Raw genomic sequence first — 21,625 nt, 5'->3', positions numbered from 1 at the left:
AAGTACGACCAAGAAGTGAGGATTGCCGCTCACCAGGTTACCGAGGCACGTAGCACCCAAACTCTCGCCACGAACTTTATCCCCGCGAGACGCGATGTCCCCGTGGCGCGCCAGTTCAAGCTTCGTGTGATCTTCGAGAACACGGCTGCGGCCTATAGAGGTGCGCCCATCGGCCATAGTCAATACGTTCGTCCGATTGATTCAATGTGGCGCTTCCGCCGTAATCGAATTGCTGGTGATTCGAGCAATGAGATAGAGCCCCGCAAATGCTGCAGACGCGAGTCGGTTCGAACTTAGATCAAAGATGGATCGCGCGGCAGCTGAATGAGGGTGCGGGTCAGGGAGGAAAAAGATGTCGCATGGCAGGATAGTCATTTACGGTAGAGCGAATTGTGCCAGGGGTTACGAAGTACGCGACTTCTTGACGCGGAACTGCTCTGACTATGAGTGGGTCGAATTGAGTACTGATGGAGAAGCACAAAGGCAGGCAGAGGTCTCGGGACTCGCCGACCCTCGCCTGCCTCTCTGTGTCATCGGTCAGAGTTCGAAGCTCTATTGCCCGAGCCTCCGCGAGTTAGCAATGGCCCTGGAGTGGTTCAAAGGGCCGAGGTACGAACACTACGATCTGGCGATCTTTGGTGCGGGACCGGCCGGCCTTAGTGCAGCGCTCTATGGGGCTTCCGAGGGGCTACGCACGATCGTGATCGAGAAGACAGCGGTTGGCGGGCAGGCCGGAAGCACATCGAAGATCGAAAATTACATGGGGTTTCCCGATGGAATTACCGGAGCCGAACTCGCGAAGAGAGCGCGCGAGCAAGCACAACGACTAGGTGCGGAGATCATCGTGGGTGGCGAGGGCATATCCGGCGAGCATCGCGATGGCTGGCAGCTAAGCTGGCTCGCGAGCGGCGAGCAGATTGCTTCGAAAGCGACGATCTGCGCCACTGGCGTGGAATACTCTCGGCTCGGGCTTGAACGAGAACGTGATTTTCTGAATCGCGGTCTTTATTATGGCGCGGGTTCGAGCGAGGCTGAGATCTGCAAAGGGCATGTGGTGATTGTGGGTGGTGGTAACTCCGCCGGCCAGGCCGCATTGAACTTCGCGCGACAGTCAAAGGTAACGATGCTGGTGCGAGGCGAGTGCCTCAAAGATACACTTTCAGCCTATCTTCTGGAGCGGATTGAAGACACCGCTTCGATTACGGTTCTGACGAGGACAGAGTTAGTTGAGCTGTATGGGAACGAGGCTCTGGAAAGCATAACGTATCGCCATGTAACTTCCGGTGAGACCGCCGACATCGAGACGCAGAACGTCTTCGTTTGTATCGGAGGCAGGCCCCGCACCGACTGGGCCAAACCTGGCGTGCTGCATTGCGACCCGGCGGGTTATGTCCTGACCGGCTCAGATCTCGACCGGTCGAGCTTGTCAGGAGGGATGTGGACAGATGGTCGGGCCCCATTCTTCATGGAAACAAGCATTCCAGGCCTATTCGCTGCCGGAGATGTCCGCCATAACTCGACAAAACGGTGCGCCGCAGCAGCGGGAGACGGCGCCACCGCAGTCTCGATGGCTCACCAATTTCTGCGTTCGGTGAAGTATCGGCGGTACGGTAACGCACGGCCCCCTTCGCGATGACCGTCCTGCCAGGGAGAGTTAGAGTGCGGTCCACGTCATGGCATCGTCAGCACGACGCGGAAATCCGCATTACCGCTCATCATGCGGGCGCATGCTTCGGCTGCCTGTTCCAGCGGATAGGTTTCGATCATCGCACGTACTGCCCGTAGCTCGGCGAAGATCAGGACATCGTCCGAATTAGTCGGAGTGACCCCGCCCCATCCCTGCATCGACTTACTCCCCCGAATGAGCTGGACCGGAGGTGTCTCGATGGGGCTGGTGGTTACTCCGATCAAGAGAAGATTGCCGTTCGGACCCAGGCCGGCTGGCAGTTCGCTCATCGCCTTTGAGTCTGGGGCTGTGGCGAGGATGGCTTTTGCACCGCATAGCCTTTGTAGCTCCTCAGCAGGGTCCTTGAGCCTGCTGTCGATATACACGTCGGCGCCGAGTTTCATCGCCCGAGGGTTCAATCTGCGAGCCGCGGCCTATCGCTGCCACCTTGTAACCGAACTTGTTGGCAAATTGAATTCCAAGGTGGCCGAGTCCACCGATGCCTTGCACCGCGACCAGATCACCAGGGAATGCGCCGGTGTGCCGTAGAGCGTCGAACATAGTGACTCCAGCACACAGCGGTGCAGCCGCGATATCGCTGAGGGCGTCCGGGAGCGAGACCAAGGCTGCCACCGGTGCCACCATGTATTCTGCATAGCCGCCGTCACAACTGATACCGGGATTCTTCTCATTGCGGCAGTTCCGAAACTCTCCGCGGCGGCACTCGCGACAGGTGCCGTCATGGCCGCCATGCCAGCCGACACCCACACGCTGGCCCACTTGCCAGTCTGTCACTCCATCCCCGAGTGCATCCACCACTCCGGCCACTTCATGCCCGAGTACACGTGGGTATGGAATTCCTGGTTTGCGGCCTTCAATGATGATGGAGTCGCCGTAACACACGCCGGAGGCGCGAATCCTGATGCGCACCTGTCCGGGGCCGAGTTTGGGAATTCCCAACTCGACGATCTTAAGACTGACTCCAGCGGCAGCTACCTGGGCAGCCTTCATCGTTGCTGTACCAAACCGCACTGTCATTAGGACTCCCGTTTGCTGAATTTAGCGCTTGGCTCTCCCACCAAGAGCGCGGAATTGCTTCGTAGGGAGCTGCGCGCGAGGCGTCGCGGAAGACTTTCATGGACGCCCCACGTGATCAGGAGGGCGGTGTTTCTCAGATCTGGCCCCACCCACCTCCTGCCATTTGGCCCTAAACGCAGCGATGAAGCCATTGGGCAAAGGTACCGACCGATACTTTGGTCTAGGTTACAGGCAATATCGTGGGATTCGCATTCGTCGCGTGCTATCGTCTAGCGAGCAAAACGGCTCCACAGGAAGACGACTCGAAGCCCGCAAAATGGCTACGATTCGCACGTTTCGGACGTTGACGGTGAGACTCGCTCGTCGACCGGCTTTGGCTTCGTTTGGGAGGAACAAGTGGCCCCGCATCGGCTTCCAGCCACCGCGAACAAGGAAAGTTCGAACGTGTCGCGCGCATTCGTATATCTTGCGTTGTTCCTTCTCGCTTCGGTGGGAAAAGTGGCTGCACTCGATCCCACCCACCGGATCTCACAGTATGGACATACTGCGTGGAGAATTCAGGACGGTAATTTTGGCGGGCAGCCAGTCTCGATCACGCAAACAACGGATGGATACCTCTGGATAGGCACGTCGACTGGAGTGTTGCGATTCGATGGCGTTGAATTTGTTCCCTGGACCTCGCTATCTAGCGACAAATTGCCATCTGCGGATGTCCATGCCGTGCTGGGCGCTAAGGACGGAAGTCTATGGATCGCGACGGAGAATGGTCTGACGCGTTGGGTGAACCACCACTCCACGAGCTTTCTCATTGGACGTGAATTTAACGCAATTCTGCAGGACGAGAAGGGTGCGATCTGGGTCACGAGATCCGGGTCTGGCCCTCGCGCATTACCCCTTTGTCGAATTCACGGCACGGACGTTCAGTGTTTCAGCTACGGCACCGGAGATGGAGCGGGACTATCGGCCGCAATAGGTCTCGCGGAGGACTCTTCAGGCGATCTTTGGGTCGGACACGACACGGCAGTCGTCCGCTGGAACGCTGCACCAACCAAGATCTATCGGCCTGCAGCTTTGCGATCCCATCAGGGAACTGGTGGGGTGGTGGCGTTCGCCGCAGCGCCCGATGGGTCTGTCTGGGTGGGAGTGGATACCTCCGGTCACGGGGGAGGACTGCAACACATCGAGAATGGTGCGATGGAGCCGTTCATGGTTCCAAAGCTCGATGGAGAAACGCTCGAGGTCCAAGCGCTCCTGATCGATCGCCAGGGCAATCTATGGGTCGGAACAGGGAATCAGGGAGTCTACAGAATTCACGGAAGTGAGGTCGATCATTTCGGAAGTGCCGACGGCTTGTCCGGCGACTACGTCAACCAGATTTTCGAAGATCGAGAAGGGAACGTGTGGTTCGCCACCTCGAACGGTATGGATATGTTGCGCGATCTTCGCGTGACCACATTTACCAAGCGCGAAGGACTCAGCGAAGACGTTGTCGAGTCCGTTCTTGCCGCACGGGACGGTACCGTCTGGATCGGAGCGGACCACCTTCAGGCTCTGGTCGATGGCTCGATTTCGCCTGAACTCGGCAAAGGCCTGCCTGGAAATTTTGTGACCTCTCTCCTTGAAGATCACACCGGCAGGCTATGGGTCGGAATGAATAACACGCTTTGGGTCCACGAGGGGGGGAGCACGAACGGAACGTTCCGTCAGATCAAGCGAAAGGATGGGCGCGCGATCGGAACGGTGCGGGGCCTGGCGGAAGATTCCGATCACAATATATGGGTCCAGGCGAATGGACCGCCCGCAACGCTGCTCCGCCTGCAGAATCTTGAAATCCAGGAAGAATTTCTGGAGCCGCCGTTGCCGCGAACGTTTCGCCTGGCGTCCGATCCGAAGGCTGGAATATGGCTTGGTCTGGTGAACAGTAAGGATGGCAGCAGCCTGGCGCGTCTTCGTTCCGGGAAGCTTGAGCTTTTCCGGTTTGTCGACCGTCCGGAGATCACTATCAATGCGCTTTTCAAGGCTCCTGACGGCTCGATCCTTGGAGCTGCCGATTATGGGGGCATCGCGGGATGGAAGGATGGGAAGCAGCGAACTCTTAGCGTCCGCAATGGCCTGCCTTGCGACGATGTCTACACGATCAATGCGGATGACCAGAGTGATCTCTGGCTTTACGCTGCATGTGGTCTGATCGAGATTCCGAAGGGGGAAGTACAGCGGTGGTGGCAAGAGACTGACGCCAAGCTGAGGTTCCGACTCTTCGACGCTCTGGACGGAGTTCAGGCGGGGAAGAGTCACTTCAGCGGGAGTTCAAGAGGGCCTGACGGACGATTGTGGTTTGCCAACAACAGCGTGGCGCAAACGATCGATCCGGCTCATATGGCAGGCAACACGTTGCCGCCGCCGGTGTATATCACCGGTGTTGTAGCAGATCGAAAGAGCTCCCCGCCACAGGAGGGTCTCAGGCTGCCTGCACTCACCCACGATCTCGAGATCGACTACACGGCACTTAGCTTCTCCGCTCCGAAAAAGGTGATGTTTCGGTACATGCTTGAGGGCCGCGACACGAGCTGGCAGGAGCCAGGGCCGCGACGCCAGGCGTTTTATAACGATCTGGGTCCCCGTCATTATCGCTTCCGCGTGATCGCCTGCAACAACGACGGAGTTTGGAACGAGATTGGAGCGTCACTGGACTTCTCCATCGCTCCGGCTTACTACCAGACGGCGTGGTTCCGTGTTTTGTGCGGCGCGGCGTTTCTGGCTTTGCTTTGGGGTTTGTATCAACGGCGGCTTCGGCAGGTGCAGTCGCAGTTCGACGCGAGTCTGGCGGAACGGGCGCGGATCGTTGAAGAACTTCGGAGGGTGATCGACAGCATTCCGGGGTTCGTATGCGCGATGAGTCCCGAGGGTGAAGTCGTGCTTCTCAATCGGCAGCTCCTTGACTATTTCGGCAAGACGTTCGAGGAGATGAGAGGAGGTTGGGCGACCAACGAATCCATTCATCCAGAAGACCGGGCCCGCTCACTCGAAATCTTCAAGCACTCGATCACGACCGGAACTCCTCACGAGTACGAACAACGTTATCTCCGAGCGGATGGCGTCTACCGGTGGTTCCGCCGAAGCGCACGACCCATGCGAGACGCGGAGGGCAGAATCACAGGCTGGTATGCACTGATGACCGACATCGAAGACCGGAAGCGTGCCCAGGTGGAGTTACAGCGGAACGAGGCTTTCCTCGCAGAGGGGCAACAACTCAGCTCGACCGGCACCTTTTCCTGGAGCCTGGAGAAAGAGGATGTTGTGGTTTCAGAAGAGGCACGCCGCATCTTTGACTTTGGAGCGAATGAGCCAGTGACGCTGGATCGGATCGGCGACCGGATCCATCCGGAGGATGCTTCGATGTTTGCGGAAAAGATGGGACAGACGCGAGATTCGGGACATGACCAGGACTACGAGATTCGACTGCGTCTGGCGGACGGCATCGTGAAGTATGTGCACGTCACCTCCAAAGCGAGCCAACGGGAAGATGGCCGCCTGGAGTATATCGGGGCGATTCAGGATGTCACCGAACGCCGGCTTGCGGAAGAGGCTCTGAGCCAACTTCGGTCGGAGCTCGCGCATATGGCACGGGTGACGAGCCTTGGGGCTTTGACGGCATCGATCACGCACGAGATCAGCCAGCCCCTGTCCGGGATCGTGACGAACGCCAGCATCTGCGTCCGCACGCTCTCGACGGGGGCTCCAAACATCGACTCGGCGCAGGAGGCGGCTCGGCGCATTATTCGTGACGGCAACCGGGCATCCGACGTGATCACTCGGCTGCGCGCCCTTTTCAGCAAGAAGGAGTTCACGGCCGAAGTGGTCGACTTGAATGATGCTGTCCGCGAGGTCATTGCGCTCAGTTCGGATGATCTGGCACGGGACCGGGTGATCCTCCGGCAGGAGCTTGCGAACTATCTGCCTCGAGCTCTCGGGGACCGCGTGCAGTTACAGCAGGTCATCCTCAACCTGCTCCGCAATGGCTCCGATGCGATGCAGCGCGTCGACGATCGTCCGAGGGAGATGGTCATCCGGACGGAGGCGGACGGAGATGGCTACGTGCGGCTGACAGTTCAGGATTCGGGCGTGGGCATCTCGCCGCAGGGCATTGAGAAGCTGTTTGAAGCTTTCTACACGACGAAGGGCGACGGCATGGGGATGGGCCTCTCCATCAGCAGATCCATCGTAGATCGTCATCATGGCCGGTTGTGGGCGACGCCGAATGATGGGCCAGGGGCTACGTTCTCCTTCTCTATACCCTGCGCGACGAATACCCCTTAGCATCTCTGGCTTCAAGGCAAGCTCAGTCGAGTCGATCCCATTTGCATCTGCGGTTGAGGGTGAGAGCGTACCAGCGGCGGGGGTCTTTCCAGGTGGTTTCAATCTGAAAGCCAGCGGCTGACAGAAGATCGCCAAGTGTCTGATCGGTGAACTTATAGCTGTTTTCCGTATGGATGGTTTCACCGCGTAAGAAGTCAAGCTCAAGTCCGAGCTGGCGAACCGAGACGGTCTGGCGGCGCAGACTCTCGAGGTGCATCTCCATTCGAGACTCGAGGGGATTCCAGAGAGCACGATGCCTGAAGCCCATGAGATCGAAGTCGGCGTCAAGCTCCCTGTTGAGTCGATTGAGGATATTGAGATTGAACGCAGCTGTGACACCTTGGCAGTCGTCATAGGCCGCGATCAACGTGGGCTCCTCTTTCACGAGATCGGTCCCAAGGAGAAGGGCATCGCCGTGGTCTAACTGGGCAGCAAGATTGCGGAGGATAGGTTGTGACTCCTTCGGCGTGAAATTACCGATGCTTGTGCCGAGATAGAGGGCGAGCGTTCTGCCATCGAACGGCTCCAGCTGGGGCGGGGTGTCAACGTAATTCACGACGAGCGGCTCCAGGAGGACGTGGGGAAAAGCACTTTCAACATTGCTGCAGGCCATCTCGAGAGCTTCTGCTGAAACGTCGAGGGGCATATAGATCACGTCGATGTTCTTGCGAGCTGCGGCGGAGAGCAGCATGCACGTCTTTGCGGCGGACCCTGCACCGAGCTCGACGATACGGAGCGGTTGTGGACCATCGAAGACTGAGCTCAGGATGGCATCCGCGTGGCCTGCGAGCAGTGTGCGTTCCGTGCGTGTGGGATAGTACTCGGGCAGGGAGGTGATTTGCTCGAAGAGATGCGATCCGGCTTCGTCATAAAGCATCCAGGGCTTGAGAGAGCGCGGCCGCGATTGGAGTCCATTCCGGACCTCCATGGCAAGTTGAGAGGCTACATCGCGAGGAGCGGGAGGTGTGCCTTCCTGTGAGGGATCAACACGGACAAATGCGCCCGAATCGGGGAAGTTACTCAAGGCAGGCAATGTAGGCGGATAGGTCGTCCGTGCGGTGTAGGCGTTATTCATCGGCTTCTCCTGTACCCCTCCAGTAGGCCGGGAGCAGCAAAGGAAAACAATCAGCCAATGGTATGGGCTATACGTTCGTATCCGCGTGAGGATGCTGCATCAATAGGAAGTGTCCGGCTAGATTGCAGGGGTGGGGGCCTTGTCCTGGCTATAGGAGTCTCGTGTCGAGGGGATCCGCGCAGCTGCACCTCGGACGAGCGAGTTAAGTAGATCTTCCACGGCGACGCAATGGACGAGATTAGCGCTCTGGCCCGCCCAGAGGGCGAGTAACTCAGCCTTCCCAGCTTGCTGTGCGGGCGCTGCGAGATGGCGCATGAGGGATCGCTGCAGCGGGTAGGGCAAAATCTCCGCGCCGCTGCGGTTCATGGATTCCATAAGCTCATTCTGGATACCCCGGGCTAACCTTCCCGTGAACCCGCGAGTGAGTCCGGTATGCCCGGCGTGATGGCTCAGGATTGCTTCTCGATGGACTGGCGGCGCTCCAGATTCTTTGCACGCGAGAAAAGCCGTGCCTATCTGGACACCTTCTGCGCCAAGGGCAAACGCTGCGGCGATGCCGCGAGCATCGGCGATGCCGCCGGCCGCTATGACCGGGATCGTAACAGCATCGACGGTCTGCGGAACGAGTGAGATGGTCCCGGTTAGAGAGTCCTCGGAGGACCGCAGGAACGATCCCCGGTGACCACCCGCTTCAAAGCCCGATGCAACCACCAGATCGACGCCGGCCTGCTCGAGAACCACAGCCTCTTCAACCGTGGTTACTGTGCCGATCGTTACGATTCCTTGTTTGCGGGCTTCTTCCAGAATCTCCCTGGGTGGGACACCATAGATGAAGGAAAACACGGGTACTTTGGCATCGAGCAAGACGCGGGCCTGATCTTCGAAGCGCAGGCGCTTATAAGGCGAAAATGCCGGCTGTTTGCCTCCGACCGCGTCGATATGCGGAGCGAGATGCGACAACGCTTGATGGAATGCGGCCGCGTCGGAAGATGCTGCGCCATCGTCCTCCATTGACAGCCATAAGTTCATCGCGAAGGGTTTTGATGTCAGCGATGCGATCTCGCCGATGATGTCCTGGATGGCATGGGGATCAAGACCATGGGCGCCAAAGGATCCAAGGCCACCGAAGTTGGACACTGCCGCAGTGAGTCGCTGCGACGAGAGGCCTCCGAGCGGGCCTTGGATGATGGGGTAGTCGATGCCGAGCGTTGCAGCGACCCGGGTTTCATTCCACGTCTTGGGCATATCACCTCTCGCAGCCGGAAGCTGACTCCGACACACTGCCTAACAGATTCCAGAGATGATGGGAGGGATTCGACGCAAGCGGAATCAATTTCTCCCAACGCCCGAGTGGAGGCGGCACGACGAGGTGGCGGGACCAGTCGGCTTTCGGCGTTGCGATTCTAGGTCCTTGTCTGCGGCTCTGGGCAGCGAGTCTTGTTGTAATCGATGGTCCCTGACTCATGCAGCAAGTCGAAAGATTGAATAGACAGGACGCTTTAGCGCCTTCCGCCTCCAAGTGTGCTTCCATAGAATGGTCGTCCACAGAGAGACTTTCGCTGAGCCTCTTCTGAGCCAATATGTGGGTAACGGTTTCCCAGACAACAGGCGGGCCCGGTTGCTGCGGCCCCGGCTAGTGAGGATACGTTCGATGGCTGTCCCTTCCGGTTACTCGGCTGAGTTACTTCGCGAGGGCGGTGAGTTCACTTTGTATCGCGGTATAGAACTCGGCAACCAAATGCCGATCCTGGCGGTGGAGGTTACAGCGGATGACCCATCGTCTCAAGGTCTCCGGCGGCTGGAACATGAGTGCTCACTCGGGGGGAGCTCGATGCAGCATGGGCCGCTCAGCCGCTTACACTCACGCGGCAACACGGACGGGCGACCCTCATTCTCCGTGATCCGGGCGGAGAACCTCTGGATTCGTTGATCGAACGGCGTAAGGGACAGGGGATCGATTTGACTTGGTTCCTGAGTATTGCGAATGGTCTAACGACCGCGCTTAGCGAAGCCCACCGCAAAGGGATTATTCACAAAGATGTGAAGCCTGCCAACGCACTCGTCGACGGGTCCGGGCGTACATGGTTGATGGGCTTCGGTTTCGCGTCTCGGCTTCCGCGCGAGCGTTTAGCGCCCGCCCCTCCTGAGATCATTGCGGGTACGCTGGCCTACATGTCCCCGGAGCAGACGGGGCGGATGAATCGCTCGCTGGACACCAGGAGCGATCTCTACTCCTTGGGCGTGACGCTGTATGAAATGCTGACGGGTACGCTCCCATTTACTGCCGGCGATCCTCTCGAATGGGTTCACTGCCACATCGCACGCTGGCCAGCGGCGCCGACTGATCGCCGTGCAGTTCCTGAGACATTGTCGGCCATCATCATGAGGCTGCTCGCCAAGAATCCGGAGGAGCGCTATCAGACAGCGACCGGGCTGGAGAGCGACCTTCGGCGGTGCTTAGCGGAATGGCAGACCGACGGCCGCGTCCGGCCATTTCAACTCCGCCTGGCAGACCTGCCGCACACGCTCCTGATACCGGAGAAGCTCTACGGGAGGGAGCGCGAAGTGGATGCGCTCCTCGCGGCGTTCGATCGCGTTGTGGCGCAGGGAAGCACCTAGCTGATCCTTGTCTCTGGCTATTCAGGCGTGGGCAAATCTTCTGTCGTGAATGAACTGTACAAAGCTCTGGTTCCAACGCGAGGTCACTTCGCGGGAGGCAAATTCGAGCAGTATCAGCGAGACGTTCCCTACGCTACGCTGGCTCAGGCATTGCGCGCGCTGGTGCGTCAGATCCTCGTCAAGAGCGAAGCCGAGGTAGGGCAATGGCGACGGTCCCTGCTGGAAGCGTTGGGGCCGAACGGCCAGTTGGTGGTGAGCCTCATCCCCGAACTCAAATTCGTGATCGGCGAACAGGCCCCGGTGGGAGAGCTGCCGCCGCAGGAAGCGCGTGCGCGGTTCCACCTCGTGCTGAAGCGTCTCCTGGGAGCCTTCGCGACCTCGGAGCACCCCCTAGCATTGTTCCTCGACGACCTGCAATGGATCGATACTGAAACGCTGGAGTTGCTGAAGAGTCTGGTTGCTGATACGGATGCGCGCCCCGTGCTGTTCGTTGGCGCTTACCGCGACAACGAGGTGGGTGCGTCCCATCCGCTGACGCGGACCCTGGCGGCCATCCGTGAAGCGGGGGCAAGGATGCAGGAGATCGTATTGTCGCCGCTCAGTCCGGACGATGTGAACCAGCTCACAGCCGACGCGCTCCGCAGCGGGAACAGCGTGGTTCGCCCGCTGACGGACCTCGTCTACGAAAGGACCGGCGGTAACCCATTTTTCACGATCCAGTTCCTCAAGGAACTGGAACACCAGGGGCTACTCCGGTTCTCACCGAGGGCCGCGATCTGGAGCTGGGACGTTGATCGGATCCGCGCAAAAGGGTACACGGGCAACGTCGTCGACCTGATGGTAGAGAAGCTGAGCCGATTCTCGGATGAAACGCAGGCGTCGTTGAAACAACTTGCGTGCCTCGGGAACAGCGCGCAGTTTGCTGTGTTGCGAGCGGTGTATGTGAATTCCATGGAGAGGATTCATGACCAGCTTTGGGAGGCAATCCGGACGGGCCTCGTGTTTCGGACACAGGTCTCTTATCGATTCGCCCATGATCGCGTCCAAGAAGCGGCCTACTCGTTGATCCCAGAGGAACAGCGAGCTCTGGCTCATTTGCAGATCGGCAGAGTTCTCGTGAAAAGTACGCCGAAAGACAGGCTGGACGAAGCGATATTCGACATCGTCAACCAGCTCAACCGGGGATCGTGCCTCATGACTGATGGTGGCGAGCTCGAGCGGACAGCCGAACTGAATCTGATCGCCGGCAGACGAGCGAAGGCATCCACAGCCTACGCCTCGGCATTGAGCTATCTTCTTGCGGGCCGCGCTTTGTTGAGCGAAGAGGCTTGGGGGGATCACTATGATCTTGTCTTCGCCATCGAGACTCTCATCGCTGAGTGCGAACTGCACACGGCGGAATTGAGCGCGGTCGAAGGCCGACTCACTATGTTGGCGCAGCATGCCAGGAACGCCCACGACGTAGCGGTTCTGACACGTCTGCAGATCACTCTTTATACGACGTCGGATCGCAGCGACCGAGCAATCGATGTGTTCCTCGACTACCTGCGACGCAGCGAAACGGAGTGGTCTCGGCACCCCACGCGAGATGTCGTCCTGCAGGAGTACAACCGGATTTGGTCGCTGGTCGGCAAACGTGAGATAGAGGACCTTGTGGATCTGCCGTTAATCGAGGATCCGGATGTGCTCGACATGCTGGATGTCTTCACGGAAATTGTCCATCCAGCCATGTCCTTCGATGAGAATCTATCGACCCTGGTGGTCTGCCGGTTGGCTAGTCTCTGTATGGAGCACGGCAACTGTGACGCGGCGAGTTTTGGGTATGTATGGTTTGGCATGTTTGCGGGACCGCGCTTCAACAACTACGAAGATGGCTACCGATTCGGCCAACTCGGCTACCAACTCGTCGAGAAGCGCAACCTGACTCGCTATCAAGCCAGAACATACATCTCGTTTGGCACACTCACACCCTGGGCAAGGCACGCGATGGAGGGACGAGAGCTATTTCGAAGGGCGTTCGTTGTCGCGCATCGAACGCGAGATCTCACGTTCTCCGCTTATGGCTGGCATGCATTGATCACAAACTACCTTGCTGTGGGAGACCCGCTCGCCGTGGTGCAGTCGGAGGCGGAAGAGGGTCTTCGCTTCCTGAAGAAAGCAGGCTTCGGGCTGGTCACAGAGAACTGCGCGGCCCAGTTGGGACTCATCAGGACGCTTCGCGGCCTGACCTCGACATTCGGATGTCTTGATGCTTTCGACTACGACGAGTTGGAGACTGAGCGGCGTCTAGCGAGTAACCCGTTGCTCGCGCTGGCTGAATTTTTCTATCGGACACGGAAGTTACAGGCGAGATTCATTTCCGGCGACTATGCTTCGGCCGTCGAAGCGTCTCTGAAGGCACACCTCTCGCTATGGCCGGCCGCATCGCAGGTGGAGACGGGAGACTTTCGCTTCTATGCCGCACTTGCGCATGCCGCCGCGTGGAACTCAGCGACCTTCGAAGAGAAGCGTGAGCACATCGCAAATCTGACGGACCACTATAGGCAGTTGGAGACCTGGGCGCTCCACTGTCCTGCAAACTTCCGAACAAAGGTCGCACTTGTAGGAGCAGAGATCGCTCGGATCGAAGGCCGAGTCGTTGACGCGGAACATCTGTACGAGGCCGCGAGCGGTGCAGCGCGCGACAACGGCTTTCCTCATTACGAGGCAGCGGCAAACGAATGTGCAGCGGAGTTCTATTCCGCAAGAGGCTTTGCCAAGATCGCTCACATGTATTGGAGAGATGCGCGCGAGTCTTACATGCGCTGGGGTGCGACCGCAAAAGTACGGCAGATCGAGGAGCGGCACCCGGAGGTCAGGGCACGAGGGAGTTCATCCGACCCCGGCACGATCTTCGCGTCCGTGGATCAACTTGACCTGGCGACGGTGATGCGCATATCGGAGGCTGTCTCGGGTGAGATCGAACAGGAGAAGTTAGTCAGTACCCTGATTCGTACAGCTATCGAATATGCTGGCGCCGGCCGAGGTCTATTGATCCTCGCATGCGGAGGCGGATATCGAATTGAAGCCGAGGCGATTGCGAGCTTGACTGGGATCACTGTCACGCGGCGGCAGGCCGACATCAGCGACACGGAGTTACCAACAGCCGTGTTGCAGTTCGCCCTGCGAACGGGGAAAGCCTGCTCCTGCACGATGCCGGATCACAGGGCTCCTTCACCACAGATGTGTACATTCGCCAGCGTCGCGCGCGATCCATACTGTGTTTGCCTATTGTGAAGCAGACGAAGGTTGTTGGAGCACTTTATCTGGAGAACGATCTCTCACCGAATGTGTTCACTCCGGACCGGGTTGCAGTATTAAAGCTACTGACGTCGCAGGCTTCGTTTTCGCTCGAAAACGCTGCCCTTTATACCGATCTGCAACTTCAAGTGGAGTTGTTGCAGCTTCTCCCCGCCTCCGCCTGGACACTCAAACCTGATGGGACGCCAGATTTCGTAAATAAGGTGTGGCTTCAATTCGCCGGGCACGCTCTTGACTTCGTTCGATCCCATCCTGAGGCGTGGATGACCGCGGTTCACCCTGAGGATCGGAGATGGCGGCGAGGGTTCTTGGGGAAGGTGTGCAATCGGGGCAGGATTTTGCGTTCGAGACGAGATCTCTTCGCGCCCAGGACGGCACCTACCGCTGGCACCTCCAACGGGCCGTGGCTCTGCGTGATGCTCAAGGAAGTGTCCTGAAATTCGTCGGCACCACCATTGACATCGATGACCTGAAGCATGCCGAGGCTGCTCTACGCCAGGCGCAGGACGACCTCGCGCGAATCAACCGGGTGTCGACCATGGGAGAACTGGCAGCATCGCTCGCTCATGAGGTCAGTCAGCCGATCAGCGGTGTCATCACGAACGGGAGCGTCTCCCTGCGCAAGCTCGGGCGCGATGAACCGGATGTAGAAGGGGCCCGCGTAGCTGTAGACAGGATCGTAAGAGATGCGCATCGTGCTGCTGAGATCCTCGACAGGATTCGGTCTCAGTTTCAAAAGGGCCCGCCGAAGAAGCAGCTGCTCAATGTGAATGAGATCATCGTGGAAACGGTGGCGCTCTTGCGTAGTGAGGCTGTGCGATATGGGATCTCAGTCCGGACTGAACTGGCGAGCGAGCTTCCGCAGATCATCGGAGATCGCGTGCAGTTGCAACAGGTCGTGATGAACCTCATCGTCAACAGCGTCGAAGCGATGAGAGACTTCGACGGAACGCGGGAACTGGTCATCAAGTCAGAATGCGGTGAAAGTGGGCGGGTTCTTGTTTCGGTCAGCGATAAGGGAGCAGGCATCGCTCCCGCGATCGCAGAGCAGATCTTCGACCCAGTCTTTACGACAAAACCGCATGGCACAGGCATGGGCTTCGCATGAGCCGGTCGATTGTCGAGTCGCATGGCGGTCGCTTGTGGGCCGTGAGCACACGGGGGCCGGGTGCTACGTTTCACTTCGATATCCCCGGTTCAATTCCACAGCGCAGGTAAACGCCCCCGCAGAGACGTCCTTTCAAGCGATGATGGCTGCGCCGGCCTTGCTGACGACCTCATCCTGCGAGTCGGCGCCTCCTGAGCAGCCGATGGCGCCGATGATGACGCCGTTCTCGATCAGGGGAATGCCCCCCCGCGATGCGATGATGCCGTCGAACGCGAGCAGATAGTTCAAGCGCGAGAGTTGAACGCCATCTTCGAAGACTTTGGTTGCGCGGCGGAAGGTGGCGGCTGCCCGCGCCTTATGCTCCGCAATCGCGATTGACGCGTACATCGCGCCATCCATCCGTTGGAACGCGACCAATAGACCGCTCGGATCGACAACCGCCACATTCATCTTCCAACTACGAGCCTTCGCTTCTTGAACGGCCGCGTGGATCACGGACTGGGCCCGGTCGAGCGAGATCGGCGATCCGTAGGGCACATCGAAGGGCATCTCGGTGGGGATCGCATCGAGCGGGTCCAGCGGGTTCAGCGGTGTCGGCTGCGCGTGGGCGGGGAGGGCGACCGTTTGTGTCGGCATATATCTTCCTTTCGTGGTCGCACAGAACTCGAACACGGACCCTTGATCTTCGGTCAGGGGTCGATCAAACCAGACGCGGCATCGAGAAGCAATGAGCCGTTGGTATCGGCGATACGTTCGTGTCGAGTACGCGGGCAGGGTGCGTGGGCATGGAGGGGGTGCAGGTACCCATACAAAAGTGCCGCCCGACACCATGGTCTGATTGCGTGCGAGGTAGCGTTCTGGCGGAATGAACGAGTTGAAGGCCGCCTGGCCAGAGCCGGCTTCAGTCGATGGCGGGCAGACACAAAGGAGCACTTCATGACAGACGTAGCGGGAACAAAGACCTCAACGCAGCTTCGCATCACACGGCAATCGCCTTCCTATTGGCGCGTGACGATCGACAACCCGCCGATCAACGTGATGGGGCCGGAGATGGTCGTCCAGTTCCAGGAAGTGATCGGTGCGCTCGAGTCCGATGAGGATGTCAAGGTCGTCGTGTTCGACAGCGCTGTCGACGACTACTTCCTGAATCATTCGGACTTCCTGGCCAAGCTTGAGGACCTGACATCTTTGCCCGCGGGTCCCACGGGCCTGCCACCATGGCCTGACTTTCTTGCAAGGCTGACCCGGCTGCCTGTTGTGTCGATTGCGCTCATACGCGGTCGTGCGACCGGCAACGGCAGCGAGATCACGTTGGCCTGCGACATGAGCTTTGCCAGCCGCGAGAAGACCATCATCTCGCAATGGGAGGTCGGCGTAGGCATGGTCGCAGGTGGTGGCCCCATGGCGCGGTTGCCGCATTTGATCGGACGAAGCCGCGCTCTCGAGATTCTCTTGAGCTCCGAGGACTTGAGAGCGGAGCAGGCTGAGGCTTACGGGTACATCAATCGCGCTCTGCCTGATGTTGAGCTCGATGCTTTCGTTGAGGCGCTTGCGACCAGGATTGCGAAGTTTGATAAGTGGGCGATCGCGAACACCAAGCGATTAGTGAACACCAGCCTGCCGCCGGATGTCGAGTTAGGAGCAGGGTGGGAAGCTTGCATCGCTTCGCTCGGCCGGCCTGCCGCGCAGGTGGGAATCAAGGCGCTGTTGGCGTTGGGCTTTCATAAGCCCGGCGACGCGGAAGATCGACTCGGATACTACCTGGGCGAGATCGCGCATTCACCGAGGGACTAGCGGTTGCCCAGCGTGCCGCGGGCATGAAGCGCGATCACTCATCATCACACCAAAGAAGTCTCGAATCGGGGAGCTCATGAAGGCGAGCGTTAGAAGGACGTTTCTGATTGTCGCGCTGGCGTTGGCGGCTGTCATTCCTAGGGCGCGGCTTCTTGCGTCTTCCAATGCGAGGAACTCCTCTGGAGTGGACCGGCTTTACGTAATCGACTGCGGAGACGGTAGCGGCCCGGACGAGTCGCGCTGGACACCTGGAGCCAATGTCGGAATTTCTGTGGGCTTCCCCGGACATTGCTACCTCATCCACCATCGTCGAGGATGGTTTCTCTGGGACACAGGCGTCGACGATGCGGTTGCCCGTTTGCCCAACCATGAACTGGTGTTGCACGAATGGGGTCTGGGCACAGGCCCCATCTGGCGCAAGCCGGTGACCCTCGCCGCTCAACTGGAGGAGATCCAAGTCAGGCCATCGGACATCAAGCTGATGGCGGTGTCGCACAGTCATCCTGATCACGCAGGGAACGTCGAGATGTTTCCGAATGCGGTCATGCTGGTGCAGCGTGCCGAATACGGATGGGCTGGGAGCCGGCAGGACACGGTTGCGTTCAACAGGAAGCATCCGGTAAAACTCATTGCTGGCGACTACGACATCTTCGGCGACGGGAGCCTGGTGTTGCTGTTCACTCCCGGGCACACCCCTGGCCATCAATCCTTGCTTGTCAGGCTGCCGAAGACAGGGCCGGTAATTCTTAGTGGCGATGTCGCGCACTTCCAGACAAGCTTCGAGCATCGCTATGTTCCCTCCAACAATTGGGACAGGCAGGCCTCGCTGCGGTCGATGGACAAGATCGCCGCGGTGCTTGCTCGGGAGCACGCGCAACTCTGGATTAACCACGACCAGAGCCAAAGCGACGCGCAGAAGAAATTGCCCGCCTATTACGAATGATGCCGACACCAGCGTTAGCGGCACGCGCAACAACATCGAGGAGAGTGATGATGGAACGGACAATCAATGGGCCATCGAGGCGTCAGTTCGCGTTGGCAGGGATCTCCGCGGGAGCTGCGCTCCTCGCACCACGCGCCCTTCTTGCGGGCGAACCTGGGCGTGCTACAGAAACGTGGGAGCATGGGCCAGAGTCTAGCGCGGAGCGAGCGATACCGACGTCATTCGCTTCCTTGAAGCAGGTCAATGCGGGACTGCTGAGCGTCGGCTACGTAGAGGATGGTCCGGCGGGCGGCCCAGTTGTGATCCTTCTGCACGGGTGGCCTTACGATATACATAGCTTCGTCGATGTGGTGCCGGCGCTCGCCTCCAAGGGGTACAGGGTGGTCGTCCCGCATCTGCGTGGATTCGGAACGACAACCTTTCTATCCGAGAGCACGATCCGTAACGGTCAGCAGTCCGTGGTCGCGATCGACATCATTGCGCTCATGGACGCGTTGAACATCGGGAAGGCAATCGTCGCTGGTTTCGATTGGGGTGCGCGAACGGCAGACATCATGGCGGCTCTCTGGCCCGAGCGTTGCCGTGGGCTTGTCTCCGTGAGCGGGTATCTGATCGGCAGCCAGGCGGCCGGGAAGGCACCGCTGCCCCCGAAGGCCGAGCTGCAGTGGTGGTATCAGTTTTACTTTGCCACTGACCGTGGACAGGACGGATACGCGAAATACCGACGGGACTTCGCGAAGCTCATCTGGCAACTCGCGTCGCCAAAGTGGGCGTTTGACGATGCGACGTTCGAACGAAGCGCAGCAGCGTTCGACAGTCCTGACCACGTGCAGATTGTGATCCACAACTATCGCTGGCGCCTGGGGCTGGCTGAGGGTGAGCCGAAGTACGACGAGATCGAGAAACGGTTGGCTGTGGCGCCCGTGATAACAGTGCCATCCATCACGATGGAGGGCGATGCCAATGGGGCTCCGCATCTCGAGGCGAGTGCGTATGCCGGTAAGTTCTCGGGAAAATATTCCCATCGCGTTGTGACCGGCGGTGTGGGACACAATCTGCCCCAGGAAGCGCCAAACGAGTTTGTCCAGGCCATCCTGGACGTGGACGCGTTCTAGTCAGCGCATCTCTCGCGCAGCCTGGGATGGTTTTGAGGGAGGTAGCAATGGTCGTCGGTGTGCTCGCGTTTGCGATAGGGTTTACGGCTGGCCTTCGCTGCTTCACGGCGCCCGCCGCGATCGGCGTGGCCGCTCGTTGGGGCAGCCTCCACTTGGCGAATACATGGTTGGCATTTCTGGGCTACGCTTGGACGCCATGGCTTCTGACAGGCGCGGCTGTGGGTGAGATCGTCAACGACAAGCTACCCAACACACCGAGCCGCAAGAGTCCCCCGCAGTTTACCTTTCGCATCGTGAGTGGTGCTCTGTCCGGAGCCTCGGTCGGTGCGGTCTCGGGCTGCCCCTTCAGTGGGATGTTTGCCGGCATACTGGGTGCGATCGCGGGGACATTTAGCGGGGCATCTGGGCGGCAGAAGCTGGTCAGGATCTTCGGAGGGCGCGAATTGTGGGCGGCCCTAAGCGAAGACCTCGTTACGATCCTCATGGTGATCCTCGTTCTGCTCTGCGTCGTGAAGGAGTGAGGGGACAGACGTCACAGAGCGTGGTTGAACGCACGCAAGGCCATGCAGCTAACACGCGGAATGCGCGCGTTGCGCTTCGCCCGAGGAGCGAGGGCGTTGCGACCGCAAATGCTGCGCGCGGTGAGTTTCCTGGTTTGCAACGTCTGAATGATAAGAAAGGGCATGGGAGTACTAACGGCCCCGCCAGCGCCTAGCGCCCAGGCGGGGCCTCATGTTTCTGTAGCTCAACCGCACGTCGCGGAGGTCATCACTGGATACGCGCTATCTGCCTTGAGCAATGAAGCCAGGTACGCCCGTCGTCACAACACTGTTGAGCCGGACCCGCGTTTCGATGCGGTTGATCTGGTCGAACGCATCCTGCGGCAGGGGGGTGATATCAAAGTTCTCCCTCGCGCGCTCAGCCGACTTCGGCGTCGTGAGGACCGCGGTGCCGCGCTGCACAGCCCACGCCAGTAGAACCTGTGCGGCCGTTTTTCCCACTCGCCCTGCAATCCTCAAGATCACTGGGTCCTCAAGGAGCCCGGGCCTTATCCCGTGACCTAATGGAGCGAACGCGAGAAGCACGATGCCCCTTTGCTTGCAATAGTCAAAGAGCTCCCTGTCGGGGAGGTATGGATGAGCTTCGACCTGGACCACCGCAGGTTTGATCCTGGCTGCGTCGTGGATCGGGGCGAGATCGCTCAGCGTAATGTCTGAGAGCCCGATGGCGCGGCAATTGCCGCGATCCACGAGGTCTTCCATGGCTCGCCATGTATCGAGCAACGTGACACCCTTGTCGTAGAGGACCTTCCCCTCGGCGTCACGTGGATCCGGGTTGTCTCCGGCCTGAAAGGCGAATGGGGTGTGGATGAGATAGAGGTCCAGATAGCTTATCCCGAGCCTCTGGAGGCTCGCTTCGAACGCGGGGCGTACACGCTCGGGACGATGGTTGGTGTTCCACAACTTCGTTGTAATGAAGAGATCTTCACGAGTCGTCGCGCTGGCATTGAGCGATTCGCGCAACGCGTCACCGACCTCGGTCTCGTTTCGGTATCGCTCGGCGCAATCGAGGTGTCGAAATCCGGCTTGAAGTGCATCTCGAGTGGCACTCCGGGTCAAAGAAGGGTCAGGGATAAGCGTGCCAAATCCAAGCGCAGGCATCTGTCCGACGCCCTGGTGGAGAGGCAACCTCAGTTTGCGAAAATCCAATGATTCGGTCATTCAACCTCCTGGGCGAGGCCTCTGCCCAGCCTTTTGGAGCGTCGCTATCGACGCGGCGACGCCACACTGACGGACGTTACCAGATTGCTGAAGCAATCCAGAGTGCCAACAGCAGGACGAGCAGAATCAGCCCAATCGCTCCGAGATACTCGAAAAGAACAGTATTGGGGTGTTTGTAGAAATAGTCGTCGTCGTCCGACATCTGATACACGCGCAACGGGCGCTTCTGCTTCTGCGGAGGGGCGGGTGCCATAACAAGTCTCCTTACTCAGTTGCTGACGATGACGCTTTCTTGTTCCAACCATGGAAAGGAGATCGATCCCCTGAATTCCACGCGCCGCGGAGGCCGGTGGCACTTAGGTCCCAGTCGGGCCGAACCTCGCTCGTGACGGTGCGGAGATCGTGCCAGAGATCGATGGAAGATGGGCGACCTCAGAACCAATAGCCGTTATATATCCGATGAATCACCAGCCCGGGTTTGAGTATGAGCGTGTGGGGAATCATCGGATTGTGCTCAGGATCGGTGTACTCCTGGATGTCCAGGTCTCGTTGCACCGTCCGCCCAGGATCTGAGAGGAACGTCCACTGCGCACCCACGGACGCACGCAGCTCCTGAAGATCGTGATGATCGTCGGTGGAGATCGTAACAACCTGAGTGTAAGCAACTGCGATCTTCGGATAGAGCGCGGCCAACTCGAGATGTTGCTGGTGCTCCTTCGGACAGTAGTTCCCGCGCGCAAGAGTCAGAATGAGGGGATCGTCGCCCTGTAACTCACTCAGCTTCCGAAGCGTGAGCGTGTGGTCGGGAAGTTGATAGTCGGGAAAGACACGCCCAGGAACAATGTCAAAGCGCATAGCAAGATCCCTCCATGATGAGTGGACGCTGACGA

16 protein-coding genes and 2 pseudogenes are annotated in these 21,625 nt (G+C 59.1%); 10 read left to right on the top strand and 8 right to left on the bottom strand.

What is annotated here, in order from left to right:
* The first annotated feature begins 352 nt into the window (after positions 1–352).
* Positions 353–1,636, top strand: a complete 1,284-nt coding sequence (locus tag C4S68_RS06240; protein WP_103932051.1) for an FAD-dependent oxidoreductase — start codon at positions 353–355, stop codon at positions 1,634–1,636.
* Positions 1,637–1,671: 35 nt separating this feature from the next.
* Here C4S68_RS06240 and C4S68_RS23575 read toward each other — a convergent pair whose 3' ends face one another.
* Complete coding sequence (locus C4S68_RS23575) at positions 1,672–2,070, bottom strand: zinc-binding dehydrogenase (protein ID WP_235011397.1); 399 nt, start codon at positions 2,068–2,070, stop codon at positions 1,672–1,674.
* Entirely contained in the window at positions 2,018–2,704 is a 687-nt protein-coding gene (locus C4S68_RS06235) for an alcohol dehydrogenase catalytic domain-containing protein (RefSeq protein ID WP_235011396.1), read from the bottom strand. Before C4S68_RS06235 ends, C4S68_RS23575 begins: the two co-directional genes overlap by 53 nt.
* A gap of 1,206 nt (positions 2,705–3,910) precedes the next feature.
* Here C4S68_RS06235 and C4S68_RS06230 point away from each other — a divergent pair.
* Positions 3,911–7,021, top strand: a complete 3,111-nt coding sequence (locus C4S68_RS06230; RefSeq protein WP_160115028.1) for a two-component regulator propeller domain-containing protein — start codon at positions 3,911–3,913, stop codon at positions 7,019–7,021.
* Positions 7,022–7,043: 22 nt separating this feature from the next.
* On the opposite strand, the gene egtD is transcribed toward C4S68_RS06230, so the two are convergent.
* Together egtD and C4S68_RS06220 are read right to left on the bottom strand one after the other, a co-directional pair.
* Positions 7,044–8,135 carry an L-histidine N(alpha)-methyltransferase gene (gene egtD / locus C4S68_RS06225; RefSeq protein ID WP_235011395.1) on the bottom strand — a complete coding sequence of 364 codons (1,092 nt, stop codon included), beginning with the start codon at positions 8,133–8,135 and terminating at the stop codon, positions 7,044–7,046.
* A gap of 117 nt (positions 8,136–8,252) precedes the next feature.
* Complete coding sequence (locus C4S68_RS06220) at positions 8,253–9,380, bottom strand: NAD(P)H-dependent flavin oxidoreductase (protein ID WP_103932049.1); 1,128 nt, start codon at positions 9,378–9,380, stop codon at positions 8,253–8,255.
* Between the two features lie 564 nt (positions 9,381–9,944).
* Here C4S68_RS06220 and C4S68_RS06215 point away from each other — a divergent pair.
* The 4 genes and pseudogenes from C4S68_RS06215 to C4S68_RS06200 all read left to right on the top strand — a co-directional run bounded on the left by C4S68_RS06215 (position 9,945) and on the right by C4S68_RS06200 (position 15,162).
* A complete protein-coding gene (locus C4S68_RS06215; protein ID WP_103932048.1) occupies positions 9,945–10,754 on the top strand; it encodes a serine/threonine protein kinase in 810 nt (269 codons plus the stop codon).
* Positions 10,755–11,234 (top strand): annotated as a pseudogene (locus C4S68_RS23785) (ATP-binding protein); the annotation flags it as partial. It lies immediately after the preceding gene.
* A gap of 2,699 nt (positions 11,235–13,933) precedes the next feature.
* A pseudogene (locus tag C4S68_RS23780) lies at positions 13,934–14,089 on the top strand (hypothetical protein); the annotation flags it as partial.
* A 257-nt stretch (positions 14,090–14,346) separates the two neighbouring features.
* Positions 14,347–15,162 (top strand): sensor histidine kinase, encoded by an 816-nt coding sequence (locus tag C4S68_RS06200; protein ID WP_103932045.1) that lies wholly within the window; start codon positions 14,347–14,349, stop codon positions 15,160–15,162.
* A 132-nt stretch (positions 15,163–15,294) separates the two neighbouring features.
* On the opposite strand, the gene C4S68_RS06195 is transcribed toward C4S68_RS06200, so the two are convergent.
* A complete protein-coding gene (locus C4S68_RS06195) occupies positions 15,295–15,798 on the bottom strand; it encodes a GlcG/HbpS family heme-binding protein (protein ID WP_103932044.1) in 504 nt (167 codons plus the stop codon).
* A gap of 300 nt (positions 15,799–16,098) precedes the next feature.
* Between C4S68_RS06195 and C4S68_RS06190 the strand changes: the two genes are divergently transcribed.
* The 4 genes from C4S68_RS06190 (at position 16,099) to C4S68_RS06175 (ending at position 19,535) form a co-directional block, all read left to right on the top strand.
* A complete protein-coding gene (locus C4S68_RS06190) occupies positions 16,099–16,956 on the top strand; it encodes an enoyl-CoA hydratase/isomerase family protein (RefSeq protein ID WP_103932043.1) in 858 nt (285 codons plus the stop codon).
* A gap of 76 nt (positions 16,957–17,032) precedes the next feature.
* The gene (locus C4S68_RS06185) at positions 17,033–17,899 is read left to right on the top strand and encodes an N-acyl homoserine lactonase family protein (RefSeq protein WP_103932042.1); all 867 of its coding nucleotides are present in this window, start codon (positions 17,033–17,035) and stop codon (positions 17,897–17,899) included.
* Positions 17,900–18,129: 230 nt separating this feature from the next.
* Positions 18,130–19,014, top strand: a complete 885-nt coding sequence (locus C4S68_RS06180) for an alpha/beta fold hydrolase (protein WP_235011392.1) — start codon at positions 18,130–18,132, stop codon at positions 19,012–19,014.
* Positions 19,015–19,061: 47 nt separating this feature from the next.
* Positions 19,062–19,535 (top strand): DUF4126 family protein, encoded by a 474-nt coding sequence (locus C4S68_RS06175; protein ID WP_103932041.1) that lies wholly within the window; start codon positions 19,062–19,064, stop codon positions 19,533–19,535.
* 261 nt (positions 19,536–19,796) lie between these two features.
* Here C4S68_RS06175 and C4S68_RS06170 read toward each other — a convergent pair whose 3' ends face one another.
* The 3 genes from C4S68_RS06170 to C4S68_RS06165 form a co-directional block, all read right to left on the bottom strand.
* Positions 19,797–20,735, bottom strand: a complete 939-nt coding sequence (locus C4S68_RS06170) for an aldo/keto reductase (RefSeq protein WP_103932040.1) — start codon at positions 20,733–20,735, stop codon at positions 19,797–19,799.
* A 76-nt stretch (positions 20,736–20,811) separates the two neighbouring features.
* The gene (locus tag C4S68_RS23125) at positions 20,812–20,988 is read right to left on the bottom strand and encodes a hypothetical protein (RefSeq protein WP_160115025.1); all 177 of its coding nucleotides are present in this window, start codon (positions 20,986–20,988) and stop codon (positions 20,812–20,814) included.
* Positions 20,989–21,167: 179 nt separating this feature from the next.
* Positions 21,168–21,590 carry a redoxin domain-containing protein gene (locus C4S68_RS06165; protein ID WP_200821484.1) on the bottom strand — a complete coding sequence of 141 codons (423 nt, stop codon included), beginning with the start codon at positions 21,588–21,590 and terminating at the stop codon, positions 21,168–21,170.
* Positions 21,591–21,625 lie beyond the last annotated feature (35 nt).

Origin of the sequence: Bryocella elongata (genome assembly GCF_900108185.1) — a bacterium.
GTDB lineage: Bacteria > Acidobacteriota > Terriglobia > Terriglobales > Acidobacteriaceae > Granulicella > Granulicella elongata.
The sequence above is the reverse complement of the archived record's forward strand: the minus strand, read 5'-3'. Positions and strand labels throughout refer to the sequence as shown.